Here is a 19,354-nt window from a genome sequence, read left to right on the forward strand (position 1 = left end):
CGTCGCGGCACTTGCATGAGCTTTTGACGTCTGCCGGAGGAAACGCCGCCCAGCGATCATGCAGGTGTCCCCTGGTCATGCATGTGACCAGCAGACGCGGCAGGTCGCGTGCGGTCAGCCGCCGGCGAAGGGCGGGAGAACGTCGATGAGCTCGGCGTCGTCGAGGGCGAGGTCGTCGTCGCTGCGCACTCCATCGACCATGACGGCGCAGCGCGGAAGGATGTCGGCCAGCGCCGGATGCTCGGCGACCACGGCGGTGCGCAGCGCGACGAGTGTCGTCTCCGCGCGCTCCTCGGAGTCGACACCGGCAGCCTCCGCGGCCGCGGCGAAGTAGCGCACCCGAGTCATCGGGCGTCTCCATCGGCGTGGGTCTCTCCGGGAGATGCTTCGCCGGGACGCACCCAGTCGCCGGAGCGCCCACCCGACTTCGCCACGATGCGCACGTCCTCGATCACCACGGCGCGGTCCATGCCCTTGATCATGTCGACGACCGCCAGAGCGGTGACCGACACGGCGGTGAGCGCCTCCATCTCCACACCGGTGCGATCGGCGGTGCCCACCGTGGCCTCGATGCGCACGCCGTCGTCGACGATCTCGAGGTCGACGCTCGCCCGGTGCACCCCGATCACGTGTGCCAGCGGCAGCAGCGCAGGGGTGGACTTGGCCGCCTGGATACCCGCGATGCGTGCCACGGCGAGCACGTCGCCCTTCGGCATCGTCCCGTCGCGCAGGGCGGCGATCACATCGGTGCTGCAGCGCACGAAGCCGCGGGCGGTGGCGGTGCGGACGGTCGGCTGCTTCGCGGTCACGTCGACCATGTGCGCGCGGCCGGCCGCGTCGAGGTGAGGGAAACTCATCCGACCAGCATGACATCGATCACGTCGCCGACGGCGACCGTCTCGACCTCGGCCGGCACGATCGCGAACGCGTGCGCGCGAGCGAGGCCTCCGGCGAGGTGGGATCCCGATCCGCCCGCGGTCGCCGGACGCACGGTGCGCGCGGCGAGGTCGACGACGGCGGGAAGATACTGGCGGCGGCTAGGGGGAGGCGTCCACGAGGCATCCGCGGTGAACGGCGCATGCGGGCGGTGGATCTCGCTCCGTCCCTGCATCGCGAGCAGCGCGGGTCGCACGAACACCTCGAACGACACGGCGACGCTGACGGGGTTGCCCGGCAGGCCGAACACCAGGCACCCGCCCTCGATCACCCCGAAGGCCTGAGGCTTGCCCGGCTGCATCGCGACCGCGCTGAACTCGACCTGTCCGCCGCCGTCGAAGGCCCCGCGCACGGGCTCGTAGGCGCCTGCGCTCACGCCGCCGGTGAAGACGATCACGTCCGCGCCGAGGGCCATGGCTTCGGCGGTGACGGCTCCGACGGCCTCGGGCTCGTCGGGAACGCGCGCGACCAGAACGACCTCGGCGTCGGCGTCGGCGACCAGCTGCTGGAGCAGGGGGCCGTTCGAGTCGGGGATGCGCCCGCGCACCGGTGCGTCTCCCGGTCCGAGCAGTTCGCTTCCGGTCGACACCACGACCACGCGAGGCGCACGGGTGACCGAGACCGCCTCGACGCCCGCGGCGACCGCTGCGGCGAGCTGGAAGGGCCCGAGGCGTTCACCCGCGTGCACGACCTCATCGCCTGCGTGCAGGTCGGCACCGCGCCGGCGTACGAACACGCCGGGCCTGGCGGGGGCGCGCAGCACCGTCACCTCTCCGAGGGAGTCGGCGAGGCCACCGGCCGTGTCCTCGAAAGGCACGATCACGTCGGCATCGGTGGGCGTGGGAGAACCGGTCATGATGCGGGCGGTTTCGCCAGGGCCGAGCGCCGGGTCGAGGGCGACGCCGGCAGGGAGGTCGGCGACCACACGCAGCGTCACCGGGTTCTGCTCGGAGGCCGACGCGACGTCCGCACCGCGCACCGCGAACCCGTCCATCGCGGAGTTGTCGAACAGGGGGATGTCGTGGGCGGCCGCGGCGGGTGCGGCGAGTGTGCGTCCTGCGGCATCCGCCACCGGGAGCGTGACCTGCTCGACGACGCGAACCGCGTCGAGCACGCGGGAGAGCTGCTCCTCGACCGTGCGGCGGCCGCTCATGCCGACACCCCCGATGCTGTGGATGCCGGGCGGATCGAGATCTCGTGCTGCCGGGAGGTCAGCGCATCGATCATCGCGAGCCGCCCGAGCAGCGGTTCACCGGCGCCGGTGACGAGCTTGATCACCTCGCCGGCCAACATCCCGCCCACCTGCACGCACAGCGCCCCGAGCACCCCGACCTGGGCACAGCTGGGTGGCTCGCCCTCGGTGCCCAGCGGGAAGAGGTCCGCGAGCACCACCGACTCTCCCTGCGGCGGGGTCGACCAGAAGACAGTGACCTGCGCGTGCCACTCCTGCACGGCACCCCACACGAGCGGGAGTCCGAGCTCCTCGGCCGCAGCGGCCACATCCCGGCGGGTCGCGAACGAGTCGCTCGTGTCGACCACGAGATCGGCGCCCGCGAGGAGCCGCTCGGCGTTGGCGCTGTCGAGGCGTTCGAACACCGGGTGCACGACGGTCTGCGGGGCGAGAGACGCGATCGCGCGCGCGGCGGATGCGGTCTTCGCGGCACCGATGTCCTCCACCCGATGGGCGAGCTGACGCTGCAGGTTGGTGAGCTCCACCACGTCGTCGTCGATCACGGTGAGCGTGCCGACCCCCGCGGCGGCGAGGGCGAGCAGCACGGGGGAGCCGAGCCCGCCCGCGCCGACGACGGTGACACGAGCCGCGCTCAGGCGGCGCTGGCCTTCCTCGCCGATGCCGGTGAGGACCGCATGCCGCGCAGTGCGGACGAGTTCTTCCGGCGCCAGCGCGGCGGCAGGGGCGACGAGAGGCTGCATGGGTTCAGCGTATGCCCGCTCCGCCGACTGTGTCTTCAGCCCTCGGTCTCCGTCATCGCACCGAGCTCGGAGGGATGCGTCAGCCGCCACCACTTCGTCGGCTGGTCGATGGTGCCCGAGATCGTGACTGCAGCGGTGACGGTGTTCGGGCCGGCGGTCCAGGTGACGGTTCCCACCTCCGTGCCGTCGCGATAGGTCGGCGGGGTCTTGATGTCCATCGTCACGACGACCGGTGTGTCCGACCAGGTGAAGATCGTCGCGTCCTCGTCGATGAGCAGCTGGGCACTGTCTCCCCAGGGTGTCGTGATCGTGCCCACCTTCTGCCCTGCCGACGCGACCGGCATCTGGTGGAACCCGGCGCGGATGCTGTCGAGCACCGCGAGCACACCGGCGTTGACCGACTCGCGCGACGCTCCCCCGAGTACGACCCCGGTCACCGCGAGCGGCTCGGCCGTGCCGACGGCCAGACTCGCGGTGTACAGCAGGCTGTAGGTGCCCTCGCCCAACGTGCCCGTCTTCAATCCCGTGATCCCCGTCGTCCCGAGGAGGCCGTTGGTGTTGTGGAGCAGGCCGGCGCCGGGAAGCGTGATCGACGGAGTCGCCACGATCTGGGCGATGACGGGGTTCGCCGCGGCGAGTTTGCCGATCGCGAGGAGATCGGTGGGTGTGCTGGTGTTGCGGGGACTGATGCCCGTGGGCTCGGTGATCGTCGTGCCGGTCAGTCCGTGGGCGGCGAGCCAGTTTCGCGTGGCGCCGAGGAACGCGTTCTGCGACCCGAAGATCCGGGAGGACAGTGCATCGGCGTAGTTGCTGGCCGAGGGGATGAGCATGGCGGCCAGGGCATCGCGCAGCGACATCGAGGTGCCGGTGGGCATGGGTGCGATCGTCGCCCCGAGGACGTAGTAACGGTCGTAGAGGTCGTGATCAGCCTTGCTGAAAGTGATGGTGGGACCCGGGTCGTCGGCGGAGGCGAGCGGGGAGGCATCGAGGATGACCAGGGCGGTGATGAGCTTGGTGATGCTCGCGATGGGCAGGGGCTCGCCCGTGCCGCTCGACGACCAGACGCCGTTCGCCGTTTCGCCGAGATAGACGTCAGCGCCCGCCACGCTGAGCGCCGAGGCATCCGCCGGGGGCGTGGTGATCGATGCCGGAGCGGCTGCCGGGACCTGCGGCATCTGCGTCGACACCGCCGGCGGACTCACGGGAGCGGTGAGTGCCCACCCGACGTAGCCGCCCGCCGCGGCAAGCAGCAGCACGACGACGATGGCGGTGGCGACGAGGCCGCGGCGCCGTCGCCGTCTGCGTACCTCCGGGGGGATCCGGTCAGGGGTGGAGAACTCCTGTTCGCGGGCCATCAGCTCCGCGAAGTCGGACAGCCCGTCCTGTGGTTGATTCGGCGCCGTCATCGAGAGCCATCATGGCGGAGAACCCGCCCGCGCGGTATCGGCCATTCGGGGGACACGACGGAGTGTCGCAGAATCGGAACTATCGACCTGATCTCTCCGCTCGTGCGGTAGATTCCTGTCATGCAGACCTATCGGATCGCCCGGGCCGCGCAACTGCTCGGCGTCAGCGACGACACCGTCCGTCGCTGGATCGAGCAGGGATTGCTGCCGGTCACCGATGCGGCGCCGGCGGAGATCCCCGGTGACGCGCTCGCGGCACGGGCCGAGGCGCTCGCCGCGGAGGAGACGGATGCCGGGACCGTGCTCTCCAGCGCCCGCAATCGTTTCCTCGGCATCGTGACGCGCGTGCAGATCGACGGGCTGATGGCGCAGGTCGACATCCAGTCAGGGCCGCATCGCGTCGTTTCGCTCATGTCCGCCGAGGCGGCCCGCGATCTGCAGCTCGAGGTGGGCTCACTCGCCACCGCATCCGTCAAGGCGACGCAGGTCGTCGTCGAGGTCCCGAAAGACTGACATGAACCGCACGCTCCGCCGCTCCACCGTCCTCGTCCTCGCCGCCGCCGTCCTCGCCCTGGGCGGCTGTGCGAGCACGGCAGGGAGCACGCCGTCGCCATCGGCCACCACCGAGCAGAGCAGCCTGAGTGGAGACCTCACGGTCTACGCCGCCGCATCGCTCAGCGGCGCCTTCGATGCCATCGGCGAGGCGTTCGTCGCCGAGAATCCGGAGGTGCGGTTCAGCCCGGTGTACGACGGCTCATCCACACTGGTCACGCAGATCCTCGAAGGCGCACCGGCCGATGTGTTCGCCTCGGCCGACGAGGCGAACATGGACAAGGCCGCCGACGTCACCGCGGATCCGACGCTGTTCGCCTCCAACACCCTCGTCATCGCGGTGCCTTCCGGGAACCCGGGCGGCGTCGAGACGCTCGCCGATCTGGCCGACGTGACCACGGTGCTGTGTGCACCGGAGGTGCCGTGCGGTGCCGCTTCCGCGAAGCTGCTCGCCGCCGCGGATGTGACGGTAGATGCGTCCAGCCTCGAGCAGAACGTGACGGCGGTGCTCACGAAGGTCGCCGCGTCCGAGGCCGATGCCGGACTCGTGTACGCCACTGACGTGATCGGGCGTTCCGATGTCGAGGCAGTCGTGCCCGATGGTGCGGACGAAGTCGTCAACCATTACCCGATCGCCGCGCTCTCGGACGCGCCGAACGCCGAGGCGGCTGATGCGTTCGTGGCGTTCGTGCTGTCGGACGCCGGACAGAGGATCCTGGCGGACTTCGGCTTCGGAGCCCCATGAGTGCAGCAGGGGGTCGAGGGTACGCTCCGCGGGCGCTCGCCATCCCCGCTGCGATCGGTCTGGCCTTCCTGATCCTGCCGTTGATCGCTCTCGTCGCGCGTGTGCAGTGGTCGACGTTCCTGGCCGATGTGACGTCGCAGGCAGCCCTCTCTGCTCTCCTCCTCTCGCTCGGCACCGGTCTCGTCGCCACGCTGCTCTGCATCGTCGTCGGCGTTCCGCTCGCGCTGTACATCGCCCGTTCCGGCCCCCGGCTCGCCGCCGTGCTCCGCGCCGTCGTCACGGTGCCGCTGGTGCTGCCGCCGATGGTGGGCGGCGTCGCGCTGCTGTACCTGTTCGGACGTGCGGGGTGGTTCGGCGGGCTCGGCCTCTCCTTCAGCACGCCCGCCGTGGTGCTGGCGCAGACCTTCGTCGCGCTGCCCTTCCTGGTCCTGGCCGTCGAGGGTGCCGTGCGCACGTCGGGCGTGGACCACGAGCGCACGGCCGCGGCCCTCGGAGCCGGACGGTGGACGATCCTGCGCCGCATCACCCTGCCTCTCGCGGCACCCGGGATCGTGGCAGGCGTCGTGCTGTGCTTCGCGCGGGCGATCGGGGAATTCGGTGCGACGGCGCTGTTCGCAGGCAATCGACCGGGAGTCACCCAGACGATGCCGCTCGCGATCTACACCGCGTTCAACGGTGCGGGAGTCTCGCAGGGCACGGCGGTCGCGCTCGCCCTGTTGCTGCTCGCGACCGCCATCGTCGTGCTGCTTCTCGTGCGCGGCTGGCGACCGGGGGCCGCACGATGACGGGAAGGGAGACCCGGGCCGAGGCACCGGGGCTGCGCGCACACATCGTGGTCGATCGCGAGCACTTCGCCGTCGACGTCGCTCTGCAGGTGGCGGTGGGGGAGACCATGGCCATCATGGGGCCCAGCGGCGCGGGCAAATCGACCCTGCTGCAGGCACTCGCGGGCCTCGAGCCGCTGAGCGCGGGAGAGATCGAGGTCGCCGGCCGGGTCGTCGACCGCGTCGCCTCACCACGGGTGCGGACGCCGCCGATGAACCGCGGCGTGGTGCTGCTCGGCCAGGATGCGCGTCTGTTCCCGCACCTGTCCGTCCGCGAGAACGTCGCCTTCGGCCCTCGGGCGGCAGGCACGGACGCCCGTGCCGCGCGAGACTCTGCCGATGAGTGGCTCGCACGCGTCGGGCTCGCCGGATCCGGGGACCGGATGCCGCGTGAGCTCTCGGGTGGTGAAGGACAGCGCGTGGCCGTCGCCAGGGCGCTCGCCGCCTCTCCGCGCGCGGTGCTGCTCGACGAACCGCTGGTGGCGCTCGACCCGGTGACGGCGGGCGAGATCCGACAGATGCTGCGCGACCAGCTCGCCGGGGTCACCACGATCGCGGTCACCCACGATGCCGCTGATGCGGTCGCGTTGGCCGAGCGCCTCCTGGTCGTCGAGTCGGGGCGGGTCACACAGAGCGGGCCGGTCCGCGACGTGCTGTCGGCACCCGCGTCGGGCTTCGTCGCCTCGATCGCCGGCGTCAATCGCCTGGTCGGCGTCGCGAGTGGGGGCGCGTGGCGGGGTGGTGAGGTGCGGCTGACCAGCGCGGATCCCGCTTCGCGCGCGCTCGCCGAGGACGATGGAACGCCGCTGATCGCCGTGTTCCGCCCCGAGCACGTGCGGTTGGTCGACGGCTCGGACGGCGGTGGATGGATCGCCGAGGTCGACCGGCTCGAACCCACGGTCACCGGCGTCCGGCTGCAGACTGGGTCGTGCGTCGTCGACCTCTCTGTCTCCGATGCCGCCGGACTGCTCGTCGGCGAGACCGTCCAGCTGCGGATCGAGCCGGAGCATGTGCGGTTCGTTCCCCTGCGCTGAGTCGTCGCCCCGGGCGGTCGTGGGCGGAACACTGACAATGTGCCGGTCGTCGCCGCCGAGCCGCCCCCGCGCGCTGCTCCGGGGGTTAGTCTCGGAACATGACGGGGAGCGGGGGAGCACCGTGACGGCCGTGCCGGTGGTCATCGGCATGCGCGCGCCGCGCACCGAGCCCGCATCGCATGCCGCCGGCCTCACGGGAGGTCTCGTCGACACGCATGGCCGTGTGCATCGCGATCTGCGCATCTCCCTCACCGATCGCTGTTCGCTGCGCTGCACGTACTGCATGCCCGAGCAGGGCAACGAGTGGCTCGCCCGCACGAGCATCCTCTCCACCGACGAGATCGTCGAGGTGGCGGAGGTCGCCGCAGCTCTCGGCATCCGCACCTTCCGTCTCACCGGCGGCGAACCGCTGCTGCGCACCGACATCGTCGACGTCGTGCGGCGCATCGCCCGCATCGAGGGGGAGGAGGGCCCTGTCGAGGTGGCGATGACCACCAACGGCATCAGCCTCGCCCAGAAGCTCCCGGCCCTGATCGATGCCGGACTCACGCGCCTCAACATCAGCATCGACACGGTCGACCGCCAGCGCTTCGCCGACCTCACCCGCCGCGACCGCCTCGACGACGTGTTCGCGGGTATCGAGGCGGCTGCGGCCTCGTCCCTCCGTCCCCTCAAGCTGAACGCGGTCGCCATGCGCGGCGTGAACGACGACGAGCTGGTCGATCTCGTGGAGTTCGCGATGGGCGTGGGCGCTCAGCTCCGATTCATCGAGCAGATGCCGCTGGACGCCGGGCACACCTGGGACCGCGCCTCGATGGTCACGCGCGAGGAGATCCTCGCCTCGCTGGGAGAACGCTGGCACCTCGAGCCGGTCGAGGGCCGCGGTGGCGCTCCCGCCGAGAAGTGGCGGATCGACGGCGGGCCGCACGAGGTCGGCGTGATCGCCTCGGTCACCGCCCCGTTCTGCGGCGCCTGCGATCGTCTGCGGCTGACCGCCGACGGGCAACTGCGCAACTGCCTGTTCTCGCTCGCCGAGTACGACCTGACCGGGCTGCTGCGCGGAGAGTCGGCCTCCGCGCCGGGGCAACGCGCGGACGAGATCGCCGCACTGCTGCGTTCGTGCGTGCATGGCAAGCTGCCGGGGCACGCGATCGACGACCCCTCGTTCCTGCAGCCCGCGCGCGGCATGAACGCGATCGGCGGCTGAGCGAAGAAGAGCGAGCTGAAGACGCTCTCTCGATATGTAGGGGTGAACGGATGTGGGAGACGATCCGGCCGGGGACCGACGGGTACCGGTTGACGATCCGGGCGACACGAGTCTCCATGATCCAGCTCGTCGCGATCATCGTCGGCTGCATCATCGTGGGAGGAGGCGGTGCCGCGGCGGCGTTGATCGCCATCTCGCTGGAGACCGACGTCATGTTCGGCCGATCCGGTGTCGTCCTGGTCGCCGGCGGCCTGGGGATCGTCATCGTGCTCGCCCTGCTGTGGATCTTCGCCTGGCGGAGGAAGCGCTACGTCATCGAGTGGGACGACGAGGGGCTACGAATCGTCGGAGCCGGGTCGGAGCGATCGTTCCCCTGGGAGTCGATCTCTCGAGTACTGATCCGCCTCGACACCGACTACGCGCGGATCGAGGTGAGGGACATCGACGGCAGGTCGGTGACGCTCCTGGCCGGCTTCGGCTCGCAAGACGTCAAGCGGACCAATGCGATGGACCCGATTCCCGTCGGTGTGACAAACCTCCTGCGACGTCATCTCCTCATCGAGCAACGGAGCAAGCGAAACGCACTCGACCTGCACGTCTTCCTGCGGGAGCAGCGAGCAGTCACGTGAACCAGATCGTTCCGATCCTTAGGCGAGGAACTCCCGGGCCGCGGCCGACAGCGCGGTGACGCCGACCTCGATCGTCGGGTGGATCTCCGGTGCGAAGAACGGCGAGTGATTCGTCGGGATGTCCTCGCCCAGGCGTCCCGCAGCGACGGCCTCGGCGAACCGGGCGGGGTCGATACCGCCCCAGAACCAGAACACGAGGGGTGCTCCGGCATCGCGGGCGAACCATGACACGTCCTCGCTGCCGGTGAACATCCCGGGATCGATCACGGCTGCCTCGCCCAGGGCGCGCTGCAGGGCTGCGGAGACGCGCGCGGTGGCTTCTTCGTCGTTGATGGTGGCTGGCAGCGTGTGGTCGGTGCGGATCTCGGGCTCGCGCTCGGCCCCGGAGGCTGTGGCCTCGGCCCGCACGATGCGCTCGACGCTCGCGAGCACCTTGTCGCGCGTCCCCTCGTCCGGGTAGCGCAGGCTGAGCTCGAGCTTCGCCTCGGCCGGGATGATGTTGTTCTTGAAGCCCGCGTGGATCGATCCCACGGTCACGACAGCGACCCCCTGCGGATCGATCTCCCGCGACGCGATGGTCTGCAGGCGCATCACGGTGGCCGCCGCCATCACGACGGGATCGATCGTCGCGTGCGGGCGCGAGCCGTGGCCGCCGCGGCCGTGCAGGGTGACGGTGAGTCCGTCGGAGGCGGCCATCTGCGTACCGCTGCGCACGCCGATCACGCCTGCGGGGAGCGGCGTGACGTGCTGGCCGAGCACGACATCGGGTTTCGGGTAGCGGTCGAGGATCCCGTCGTCGAGCATCGCGCGCGCCCCGGCGCCGTACTCCTCGGCGGGCTGGATCAGCACGACGAGGGTTCCCGACCAGTCGGACCGCTCGGCGACGAGCCTCTCGACCGCGCCGATCATGGCGGTGACGTGCATGTCGTGGCCGCAGGCGTGCATGACGGGAACGGTCGTCCCCGCGGGGTCGACGCCCTTCGCTGTGCTGGCGTAAGACAGGCCGGTCTGCTCCTCGACGGGGAGCGCGTCCATGTCGGCGCGCACCCACACCACCGGACCTTCGCCGTTGCGGAGCACGCCGACGACGCCGGTGACGCCGACACCCTCTTCGACCTCGAGGCCGAGGTCGCGCAGGTGCTGGGCGGCGATGCCGGCGGTGCGCGTCTCCTGGAACGAGAGCTCGGGGTGCTGGTGCAGGTCGATGTAGAGCGCTTCGAGGTCGATCGTCATGGCCCGAGCCTAGCCGGGCAGCCCCGCGTTGCCGAGACCCATGGTCGCCGCCCAGACCCACTGTCACAAGCGTCTGGCTCGATGGGTTTCGGCGCGGCGCATGGGTCTCGGTGCCGCGGGTAGGGGGGGGATCAGGCGGGGGATGTGTAGGTCGTGAGGTCTGGGCCGGGGTGCAGCACGGCGTTCACGATCGCCCGGATCGCGAACTCGCTGGTCGCGCCCAGTTCGATCGCCCCGGGGTGCAGGAGCCACTGCAGCTGCAGCCCGTCCATCACGGCGAGGATCGCGGCGGAGGCGGCAGCGACCGAGTCGGGGTCGCGCACGCCCTCCTGGGCGCACAGCTCGTGGAACGCGGCCGTGACCTCGCGGCGCAGTGTCGTGTACCTCTCCTCGAAGAACGGGCGCGAGGGATGCTCGTCGGTGACCGACTCCGCCGAGAGTACCGTGTAGGCCTGCACGATGCCCGGCCGCTTCTCGTTCGTGAAGGCGGTGCGCACGAGGTGCAGGAACAGTTCCGGTCCCCCGGGAATGTGCTTCTGGGCGAGGCCGGCGACATCGTCCCTGTCTCGGTAAGCGAGCACCTCGAGTAGGAGCTTCTGCTTCGAGCCGAAGTGGTGGAGCACGCCGGCGTGCGTGATGCCGACCTGCTCGGCGACGTCCGCCAGGGTCCCGTTGGTCGAGCCCTTGTTGCCGAAGATCTCGATCGCGGCCTTGAGGATCTGCTCGCGTTTCTCGAGCGTCGCCGGGCGCACGCGCACTGTCTGGTCGCTGTCTGCCACCGCGGCCTCCTCTCCATCGTCGGACTGTGCTTGCGGTCAAACTTACTACTCGGTAACCTCACGGAAGCTTACTTTCTCGACAGTAAGCAAATCACGACGGCCGGCGGACCCCCGTTCGCCGGCGACACAGCACAAAGACCCGTGCCTAGGAGAAGCAATGAAGCTCAGAAAGTCTCTGATCGCCGCGACCGCGATCACCGCGCTCGGTGTGTCGGCCCTCGCCGGCTGCTCGGCCGGCGGTGGATCCGGCGACGGCGCCGGATCCGCATCCCTCACCATCGCGAAGCCCGACGGTGCGATCACCACCGAGTCGAACAACCCGTTCGTCGGCGACTCCGCCGCGTCGAAGTACGGCTACGCCAAGGTCGTGTTCGAGACCCTGGCCCTGGTGAACCAGACGGGAGATCGCGGTACCACGCCATGGCTCGCCGAGAGCCTCGAGTGGAACGACGACTACACGCAGCTCACGGTCGTCCCGCGCGCGGACGTCACCTGGAGCGACGGCGAGCCGTTCACGGCCGACGACATCGTCTTCTCGTTCGAGACCGCCTCGATCCCCGCCCTCGACACCGCCGGCCTCAAGTACGAGGGCGCCGAGGTCGACGGCGACAAGGTCGTGCTGAGCTTCGGCGACTCCAAGTACGTCAACCAGGCACGCGTGCTGCACGTGCCGATCGTCCCCAAGCACATCTGGGAGAAGTTCGAGGACCCGGCCACCGACCCCGTCAAGGGCGACGACCTCGTCGGCACCGGCCCCTACGCGATGGCGAACTGGTCGACCGAGTCGGTCACGCTCGACGCGCGCGACGACTACTGGGGCGGCGACCTCGCCGTGCCCGAGCTGCACTACGTCTCGTACGGTGACAACACCGCCCTCACCACGGCCCTCGCGAACGGCGACGCCGACTGGGCGCAGGCGTTCATCCCGCAGATCGAGGAGCAGTTCCTCTCGGCCGACCCCGAGCACAACAAGTTCCTCGCCTCCCCGACCACCGGCTCGGCCACGCTGTTCATGAACCTGCAGCAGAAGCCGTTCGACGACCCCGCCTTCCGTCAGGCGCTCGCCTGGGTGATCGACCGCGACGCCTACGTCGACATCGCGCGCGAGGGTGCCAGCGAGCCGGTCTGGTCCGTGACGGGACTGTCGTCGATCCTCGAAGACGAGATCCAGCCGGAGTTCGAGGGATTCGACTACAAGGTCGACGCCGAGAAGGCGCGTGACCTGCTGGAGACCGCCGGATACACCTGGAAGGACGACGCCCTGATCGACCCCGAAGGCACGCCCGTCTCGTTCACGCTCTCCGTCCCGTCCGGCTGGAGCGACTGGAACACGGCGCAGGAGCTCATCGCCGAGGACGTGAAGGACAGCATCGGCGCCGAGGTCAAGATCGACATGCCCGACTGGGGCGGCTGGGCCGATCCCCGCGACAACGGCACGTTCTCTGCGATCATCCACTGGCTGGAGGACAGCGGCACGGCGTACGGCCTCTACACCTCGACCATGGATCCGCGGTGGATCTCCCCCGAGGGCAAGGCCGGCTTCAACTTCGGTCGCTTCGACGACCCGGAGGCGACCGCCGCCCTGAACACCTACGCGAACGCCTCGTCCGACGAGGAGCGCACCACCGCCATCGACACGCTGCAGACGATCTTCTCCGAGCAGGTGCCGGCCATCCCGCTGGGCGCCCACCCGCTGCTGGGCGAGTTCAACACGCGCAACTACGTCGGCTGGCCTTCGGAGGACGACACCTACGCGTCCGCCGACCCGACGCAGCCGAACATCGTGCAGATCCTCACGAAGCTGAAGCCCGCCGAGTAGGACCTCGACAGGCTCAGCCACCCACAGCCGGGACTTCGACAGGCTCAGCCACCCCATCTGGGTCCCTGAGCCTGTCGAAGGGCCCGCCCCCACGAAGGACACCCCCATGCCAGACCCCCTGCTCACCGTGCGCGACTTCTCCGTCGTGTACGACGTCGATCCGCCCGTCGAGGCGGTGAAGAACGTGACCCTCGAACTGCAGCGCGGCGAGATCCTGGGCCTCGCCGGGGAGAGCGGATGCGGCAAGACCACGCTCGCCTACGGGGTGCAGCGCCTGCTGCGCGCTCCGGCCGTCATCACCGGCGGCAGCGTGACCTTCCACGACGTGACCGGCATCGACATCGACATCAACGCTCTGGACGTCGACGCGATGCAGCGATTCCGCTGGGACAAGGTGTCGATGGTGTTCCAGGGCGCGATGAACGCCCTCAACCCCGTCGCGACGATCGGCTCGCAGCTGGAGGACGTGTTCGAGATCCACCGCCCCGACATGAACCGCAAGCAGCGGCGTGCCGAGGCCGAGGAACTGCTCGAGATCGTCAAGGTCGGCCGTCAGCGTGTGCGCTCCTTCCCGCACGAGCTCTCCGGCGGCATGCGCCAGCGCGTCATGATCGCCATGGCCCTGGCGCTCCGTCCGCAGCTGATGGTCATGGACGAGCCGACGACCGCGCTCGACGTGCTGGTGCAGCGGGAGATCCTCAAGCAGATCTCTCAGCTGCGGCACGAGTTCGGCTTCTCGGTGATCTTCATCACCCACGACCTTCCGCTTCTGCTGGAGATCAGCGACCGGATCGCGATCATGCGCGAAGGAGAGATCATCGAGCTCGATACGGCAGAGCGCATCTGGACGCAGCCGGAGCACGAGTACACGAAGACCCTGTTGTCGTCGTTCCCCCGGCTCACCGGGGAGAGAGGGGTGCTGGTGCGATGACCACCCTCGAGTTCCGCAATGTCACGAAGGCGTACAACGTCCGAGGCGCCGGGCAGATCAAAGCCCTCGACGACGTGAGCTTCACCCTGACGTCCGGCCAGACGATCGGCCTGGTCGGCCAGTCCGGCAGCGGCAAGTCCACGATCGCGAAGATCCTCACCCAGCTCGAGACCCCGACCAGCGGCGAGGTGCTGCTCGACGGCAAGCCCATCCCGCGCCGCGGCAGGGGCCTGCGGAAGTACCGCCAGCAGTTGCGCATGGTGTTCCAGGACCCGTTCGCCTCGCTCAACCCGTACCACTCGATCCGCTACCACCTGGAGCGTCCGATCCGCCTCGACGAGGTGGTGCCGAAGAAGGAGACCGAGAACGAGGTGCGTCGGCTCCTCGACCGGGTGCGCCTCGATGCGGACGCGGTGATCGACCGCCGCCCCCACGAGCTGTCGGGCGGCCAACGGCAACGCGTTGCCATCGCCCGTGCCCTGGCCTCGCGTCCCTCGCTCCTCGTCGCCGATGAGCCGGTGTCGATGCTCGACGTCTCCATCCGGCTCGGCGTGCTGAACCTGCTCGCCGATCTGCAGCGCGAAGAGGGACTCGGTGTGCTCTACATCACGCACGACCTGGCGACCGCCCGGCACTTCAGCGACGAGATCATGGTCCTCAACCAGGGGCGCGTGGTCGAGTACGGAACCGCCGACGATGTGATCCTCAACCCGCAGGATCCGTACACCCGCGAGCTGCGCGCGGCCTCTCCCGATCCGGAGAAGCACTTCGCTGCAGCGGCATCGAACGGAGGCGCGCTGTGAGCTCCGCTCTCCCCCAGCTCGACGACAACGACCTCGTCGCCCGCGATGCCCTCGAGGTCGGCACCACGGCGACCACGGCAGAGCGCACCAGGCGGCCGGTGCCGTGGCGCTTCTTCGCCGGTCGCGCGGCGTTCTACCTGTTCACACTGTGGGCGGCGATCACGATCAACTTCTTCCTGCCCCGCCTCATGAAGGGCGACGCGGTCAGCTCGTACCTCGCGCGCAACCGCAACGTGAGCCCCGAGGCGGCAGACGCGCTGCGCGTGCTGCTCGGCATCGACACCGACAAGTCCATCTGGCAGCAGTACCTCGAGTACTGGGGGATGCTGCTGCGCGGCGACCTCGGCATCTCGACCCTGCACGGCCTGCGGCCGGTCGCCGAGGTGCTCGCCGCCGCCCTGCCCTGGACGCTCGGGCTGGTCGGCATCGCGACCATCATCTCCTTCGCGATCGGCACGCTGCTCGGAGCCGTCGTCGGATGGAAGCGGGGCAGCAGGCTCGACGCGATCATCCCGGTGACCACGTTCTTCAATACGATCCCGTACTTCTGGCTCGGACTCATCGCGATCGCGATCTTCTCCTCGACCCTGAAGTGGTTCCCGTCATCGCATGCCTACGACAAGGGGCAGTCGCCGGAATGGAGTCTCGACTTCATCGGCCAGGTGATCATGCACGGCACGCTCCCGGCGCTGACCATCGTGGTCGCCTCGCTCGGCGGATGGGTGCTCGGCATGCGCAACATGATGCTGACGGTGCTCGACGACGACTACATCACGGTCGCGCAGGCGAAGGGTATGCCCAACAAGCGGGTGCTCTGGGGTTATGCCGCTCGCAACGCGGTGCTGCCGCAGATCCAGAGCTTCGCGCTGTCGATCGGCTTCATCGTGGGCGGCACGATCGTGATGGAGATGGTGTTCAGCTATCCGGGTGTCGGCAAGCTGCTGCTCGACGCGACCAACGCCAAGGACTTCGCCCTCATGCAGGGCGTGTTCCTCGTGATCACGCTGTCTGTGCTCGTGGCCAACATCCTCGCCGATGTCGTCTACGCCTACCTCGACCCGCGCACGCGCCAGATGGAGTCCTGACATGACCGTTCCCACCACTGCAGCGACCACAGCGCCCGACGGATCGGCCGTCGTCTCCGGCATGCCCGAGACCGCCACGCTGCGCACCCCGTCGACGGGAGCGCCGCCGCGCAAGACGTTCTGGTCGCAGCTCGCGCAGGCGTTCGCGATGTTCCGCAACCCCAAGTCGATCGCCGGGCTCATCATCCTCGGGGTGTTCGTGCTCATCGCGATCCTCGCTCCGTGGATCGCCCCGTACGGGCCGACCCAGAAGGACCGCACGGCGCTGCGTCAGCCGCCCTCCTGGGAGCACTGGCTGGGCACGACGCACATGGGCGAAGACGTGCTGAGCCAGATCATCTACGGCACCCGCGGTGTGATCGTCGTCGGATTCCTCGCGGCCTTCATCGCCACGATCATCGCGATCACGATCGGTGTGATCGCCGGCTACGTGCGCGGCTGGAAGAGCGAGTCGTTGTCGGCGCTGACCAACGTGTTCCTGGTGATCCCCGGCATCCCGTTGATCATCATCATCGCCTCGCAGTTCGAGAACCCGCCGCTGATCGTGATCGCCGCGGTGCTGGGGATAACCGGGTGGGCGTGGGGCGCCCGCGTGCTGCGCGCGCAGACCATGTCGCTGCGCAACCGCGACTTCATCCAGGCCGCGCGCGCGAACGGCGAGCCGCTGCGCCGCATCATCACGGTCGAGATGCTCCCGAACCTCATGGCGCTCATCGCCTCGAGCTTCGTCGGGACCGTGACCGCGGCCATCCTCGGTCTCACGACGCTGGCCTTCATCGGGGTGATCCCGGTGAGCAACCTCAACTGGGGGACCATCCTGTTCTGGGCGCAGCAGAACGGTGCGTTCCCGCGACTGTGGTGGTGGTACGTGCCGGCCGGGCTCTGCATCGCGATCATCGGCGTCGCGCTCTCGCTCATCAACTTCGGCATCGACGAGTACGTGAACCCGCGACTGCGCTCGGCGGGCGAGCGGGCCAGGGCGATGAAGAAGAAGGGGCTGAACGTGAACGACGCCGTCACCGTCGTCCGCAGCGTGCCCCTGCCGAAGAAGGCTCCCGATCCCGTAACGTCGGCGACCTCGTCCGACCCCTCCGGGCCCGGCGACGCCTCGACGACCCCGACACCGAACACGAACCAGAACACGAAGTGATGACCTCTCAGACTCTGACCACGCAGCTCCCGTACCAGGACCCCGCTCTCTCGATCCCCGAGCGCGTGGCCGACCTCCTCAGCCGCATGACGCTGGAGGAGAAGGTCGGGCAGATGCTTCAGCTCGACGCTCGCGACGACATCGACGACCACATCGCGCGGCGCCATGCGGGCTCGATCCTGCACACCTCGCCCGAGCGCATCCTGCGAGCGAACGAGCTCACGGCGCAGACCCGGCTCCGCATCCCGCTCCTGGTGGGGGAGGACTGCATCCACGGGCACTCGTTCTGGCCGGGGGCGACGATCTACCCGACGCAGCTCGGCATGGCCGCGTCGTGGGACTCCGCGCTCGTCGAACGCGTCGCCCGTGCGACGGCCGAGGAGGTCGCGGTCACCGGCATACACTGGACGTTCTCGCCCGTGCTGTGCATCGCCCGCGATCTGCGCTGGGGTCGCATCGACGAGACCTTCGGTGAAGACCCGTTCCTGATCGGCGAACTGGCTTCGGCCATGGTGCGCGGCTATCAGGGTGACGGACTCGACGACCCCACGGCCATCCTCGCGACCGCCAAGCACTTCGCCGGGTACTCCGAGACCCAGGGCGGGCGCGACGCGAGCGAGGCCGACATCTCCCGCCGCAAGCTGCGCTCGTGGTTCCTGCCGCCGTTCGAGCGCGTCGCCCGCGAGGGCTGCCGCACGTTCATGCTCGGCTACCAGACCACCGACGGCGTGCCGATCACCACCAACGACTGGCTGCTCAGCGACGTGCTGCGCGGCGAATGGGGCTACACCGGCACGCTCATCACCGACTGGGACAACGTCGGTCGCATGGTGTGGGAGCAGCGGATCCAGCCCGACATCACGCACGCGGCCGCGGCTGCCGTGCGGGCGGGGAACGACATGATCATGACCACGCCCGGCTTCTTCGAGGGAGCGCTGGATGCCGTGGCGAAGGGGATGCTCGCCGAGGACGCCTTCGACGCCGCCGCCGCCCGCATCCTGACGCTGAAGTTCGAGCTGGGGCTCTTCGAGAACCCGCGCCTTCCTAGCACCGCGCTCGACACCGTGGTGGGCAGCGTGGAGCACGCGGAACTGAACCTCGAGGTCGCCCGCCGCTCGCTCGTGCTGCTCGAGAACGACGGCGTGCTGCCGCTCGACCCCGCGTCCGCGCTGAAGGTCGCGGTCACCGGCCCCCTCGCCGACGACGCGCAGACGCAGCTCGGCGACTGGGCCGGCGGCTCCGGTCAGGCGGGATGGCTCGACGGTCAGCCTCGCGAGATGATCACGACCGTGCTCGACGGCCTGCAGACGATCGACGGCTGGAGCGTCACCCACGCCCGCGGTGCCGACATCCTCACGCTCGAGGAAGACCCGCAGGGTCCGTTCTTCCCCGACAAGCAGCCGCGTCCGCCGGTGGTGAGGGCCTGCGAGCCCGACGCCGCTCTGATCGCGGAGGCCGTCTCGGCCGCATCCGACTCGGACGTCGTCGTGGCGGTCGTGGGCGATCGGATCGAGCTCGTCGGCGAGGGCCGCTCCACTGCGACCCTCGAGCTCATCGGCGGGCAGAACGCCTTGATCGATGCGCTCATCGCGACCGGGAAGCCCGTCGTGATCGTGCTGCTCGCCTCGAAGCCGCTCGTGCTCCCGGCGTCCGCATCGAAGGCGGCAGCGGTGATCTGGGCGGCGAACCCCGGCATGCAGGGTGGGCGCGCGCTGGCTGACATCATCTCCGGGGCAGCAGAGCCGTCTGGGCGCCTGCCGATCTCGTTCGCCCGCCACGTAGGCCAGCAGCCGACGTACTACAACCAGATCCGCGGACAACACGGCGACCGCTACGCGGACCTCACGCAGTCGCCCGCCTGGGCGTTCGGAGAAGGTCTGTCGTACACCACGGTGGAGTACTCCGACCTCGTGCTGGAGGAGACCTCGCTGGCGGAGTCCGACACGATCGTCGGGCACGTCACGGTGTCGAACACGGGGGAACGGCCTGCACGCGAGACGGTGCAGGTCTACGTGCGCGACTCGGTGACGAGCGTGAGCTGGACCGACAAGGAGCTCAAGACCTTCCGTCAGGTCGACGTCGCCCCGGGGGAGTCCGTACGGGTGCGCCTGGAGCTGCCGGTGTCCGACTGCACGATCGTCGACGCCGCGGGCACGCGTCTGGTCGAGGCCGGTACGTTCGAGCTGCTGGTGGGCCCGAGCTCCCGCGACGAGGTGCTCCTCTCCGCGGACTTCGAGGTCCGCTGACCCGCTCCCTGTCGAGACCCACTCTCCTCGCCCAGACCCACTC

Annotated in this window: 19 protein-coding genes; 12 read left to right on the forward strand and 7 right to left on the reverse strand. The window is 69.5% G+C overall.

What is annotated here, in order from left to right:
* Positions 1 to 114 precede the first annotated feature (114 nt).
* Genes HDC31_RS15195 through HDC31_RS15215 form a run of 5 tightly spaced genes read right to left on the reverse strand, consistent with a single transcriptional unit; the run spans position 115 to position 4,274 of the window.
* Entirely contained in the window at positions 115 to 348 is a 234-nt protein-coding gene (locus tag HDC31_RS15195; RefSeq protein ID WP_046746788.1) for a MoaD/ThiS family protein, read from the reverse strand.
* The gene (gene moaC / locus HDC31_RS15200; RefSeq protein WP_046746789.1) at positions 345 to 857 is read right to left on the reverse strand and encodes a cyclic pyranopterin monophosphate synthase MoaC; all 513 of its coding nucleotides are present in this window, start codon (positions 855 to 857) and stop codon (positions 345 to 347) included. The genes HDC31_RS15195 and moaC overlap by 4 nt, the downstream gene beginning before the upstream one ends.
* The gene (gene glp, locus HDC31_RS15205) at positions 854 to 2,089 is read right to left on the reverse strand and encodes a gephyrin-like molybdotransferase Glp (protein WP_179516299.1); all 1,236 of its coding nucleotides are present in this window, start codon (positions 2,087 to 2,089) and stop codon (positions 854 to 856) included. The genes moaC and glp overlap by 4 nt, the downstream gene beginning before the upstream one ends.
* On the reverse strand, positions 2,086 to 2,868 hold the full coding sequence (locus tag HDC31_RS15210; protein WP_179516300.1) for a HesA/MoeB/ThiF family protein: 783 nt from the start codon (positions 2,866 to 2,868) through the stop codon (positions 2,086 to 2,088). The genes glp and HDC31_RS15210 overlap by 4 nt, the downstream gene beginning before the upstream one ends.
* Before the next feature lie 35 nt (positions 2,869 to 2,903).
* The gene (locus HDC31_RS15215) at positions 2,904 to 4,274 is read right to left on the reverse strand and encodes a D-alanyl-D-alanine carboxypeptidase family protein (protein WP_179516301.1); all 1,371 of its coding nucleotides are present in this window, start codon (positions 4,272 to 4,274) and stop codon (positions 2,904 to 2,906) included.
* 120 nt (positions 4,275 to 4,394) lie between these two features.
* Here HDC31_RS15215 and HDC31_RS15220 point away from each other — a divergent pair, with 120 nt between their 5' ends.
* From HDC31_RS15220 to HDC31_RS15245, 6 genes are all read left to right on the forward strand, one after another.
* On the forward strand, positions 4,395 to 4,787 hold the full coding sequence (locus HDC31_RS15220; protein WP_113680649.1) for a molybdopterin-binding protein: 393 nt from the start codon (positions 4,395 to 4,397) through the stop codon (positions 4,785 to 4,787).
* A gap of 1 nt (position 4,788) precedes the next feature.
* Positions 4,789 to 5,571, forward strand: coding sequence for a molybdate ABC transporter substrate-binding protein (gene modA, locus HDC31_RS15225; RefSeq protein WP_113680650.1), 783 nt, complete (start codon positions 4,789 to 4,791; stop codon positions 5,569 to 5,571).
* Positions 5,568 to 6,356, forward strand: a complete 789-nt coding sequence (modB, locus tag HDC31_RS15230) for a molybdate ABC transporter permease subunit (RefSeq protein WP_179516302.1) — start codon at positions 5,568 to 5,570, stop codon at positions 6,354 to 6,356. The genes modA and modB overlap by 4 nt, the downstream gene beginning before the upstream one ends.
* Positions 6,353 to 7,429 carry an ABC transporter ATP-binding protein gene (locus HDC31_RS15235; RefSeq protein WP_179516303.1) on the forward strand — a complete coding sequence of 359 codons (1,077 nt, stop codon included), beginning with the start codon at positions 6,353 to 6,355 and terminating at the stop codon, positions 7,427 to 7,429. The genes modB and HDC31_RS15235 overlap by 4 nt, the downstream gene beginning before the upstream one ends.
* 121 nt (positions 7,430 to 7,550) lie before the next feature.
* Positions 7,551 to 8,636, forward strand: coding sequence for a GTP 3',8-cyclase MoaA (moaA, locus tag HDC31_RS15240; protein WP_371861872.1), 1,086 nt, complete (start codon positions 7,551 to 7,553; stop codon positions 8,634 to 8,636).
* 50 nt (positions 8,637 to 8,686) lie between these two features.
* Positions 8,687 to 9,265 (forward strand): PH domain-containing protein, encoded by a 579-nt coding sequence (locus HDC31_RS15245; RefSeq protein ID WP_147251323.1) that lies wholly within the window; start codon positions 8,687 to 8,689, stop codon positions 9,263 to 9,265.
* Between the two features lie 18 nt (positions 9,266 to 9,283).
* Here HDC31_RS15245 and HDC31_RS15250 read toward each other — a convergent pair whose 3' ends face one another.
* Complete coding sequence (locus HDC31_RS15250) at positions 9,284 to 10,498, reverse strand: amidohydrolase (RefSeq protein ID WP_179516304.1); 1,215 nt, start codon at positions 10,496 to 10,498, stop codon at positions 9,284 to 9,286.
* A gap of 131 nt (positions 10,499 to 10,629) precedes the next feature.
* Positions 10,630 to 11,277, reverse strand: coding sequence for a TetR/AcrR family transcriptional regulator (locus HDC31_RS15255; RefSeq protein ID WP_113681453.1), 648 nt, complete (start codon positions 11,275 to 11,277; stop codon positions 10,630 to 10,632).
* A gap of 157 nt (positions 11,278 to 11,434) precedes the next feature.
* Between HDC31_RS15255 and HDC31_RS15260 the strand changes: the two genes are divergently transcribed.
* The 6 genes from HDC31_RS15260 to HDC31_RS15285 all read left to right on the forward strand — a co-directional run bounded on the left by HDC31_RS15260 (position 11,435) and on the right by HDC31_RS15285 (position 19,311).
* The gene (locus HDC31_RS15260; protein ID WP_113681452.1) at positions 11,435 to 13,096 is read left to right on the forward strand and encodes an ABC transporter substrate-binding protein; all 1,662 of its coding nucleotides are present in this window, start codon (positions 11,435 to 11,437) and stop codon (positions 13,094 to 13,096) included.
* A gap of 106 nt (positions 13,097 to 13,202) precedes the next feature.
* Positions 13,203 to 14,027, forward strand: a complete 825-nt coding sequence (locus tag HDC31_RS15265; RefSeq protein ID WP_061015111.1) for an ABC transporter ATP-binding protein — start codon at positions 13,203 to 13,205, stop codon at positions 14,025 to 14,027.
* Complete coding sequence (locus tag HDC31_RS15270; RefSeq protein WP_113681451.1) at positions 14,024 to 14,830, forward strand: ABC transporter ATP-binding protein; 807 nt, start codon at positions 14,024 to 14,026, stop codon at positions 14,828 to 14,830. The genes HDC31_RS15265 and HDC31_RS15270 overlap by 4 nt, the downstream gene beginning before the upstream one ends.
* On the forward strand, positions 14,827 to 15,915 hold the full coding sequence (locus HDC31_RS15275; protein WP_046746803.1) for an ABC transporter permease: 1,089 nt from the start codon (positions 14,827 to 14,829) through the stop codon (positions 15,913 to 15,915). The genes HDC31_RS15270 and HDC31_RS15275 overlap by 4 nt, the downstream gene beginning before the upstream one ends.
* 1 nt (position 15,916) lies before the next feature.
* Positions 15,917 to 17,065, forward strand: a complete 1,149-nt coding sequence (locus tag HDC31_RS15280; protein ID WP_113681450.1) for an ABC transporter permease — start codon at positions 15,917 to 15,919, stop codon at positions 17,063 to 17,065.
* Positions 17,065 to 19,311, forward strand: a complete 2,247-nt coding sequence (locus tag HDC31_RS15285) for a glycoside hydrolase family 3 N-terminal domain-containing protein (protein ID WP_179516305.1) — start codon at positions 17,065 to 17,067, stop codon at positions 19,309 to 19,311. Before HDC31_RS15280 ends, HDC31_RS15285 begins: the two co-directional genes overlap by 1 nt.
* The last annotated feature ends 43 nt before the right edge of the window (positions 19,312 to 19,354 follow it).

Source organism: Microbacterium sp. JAI119 (genome assembly GCF_013410135.1).
GTDB classification, from domain to species: Bacteria; Actinomycetota; Actinomycetes; order Actinomycetales; family Microbacteriaceae; genus Microbacterium; species Microbacterium oxydans.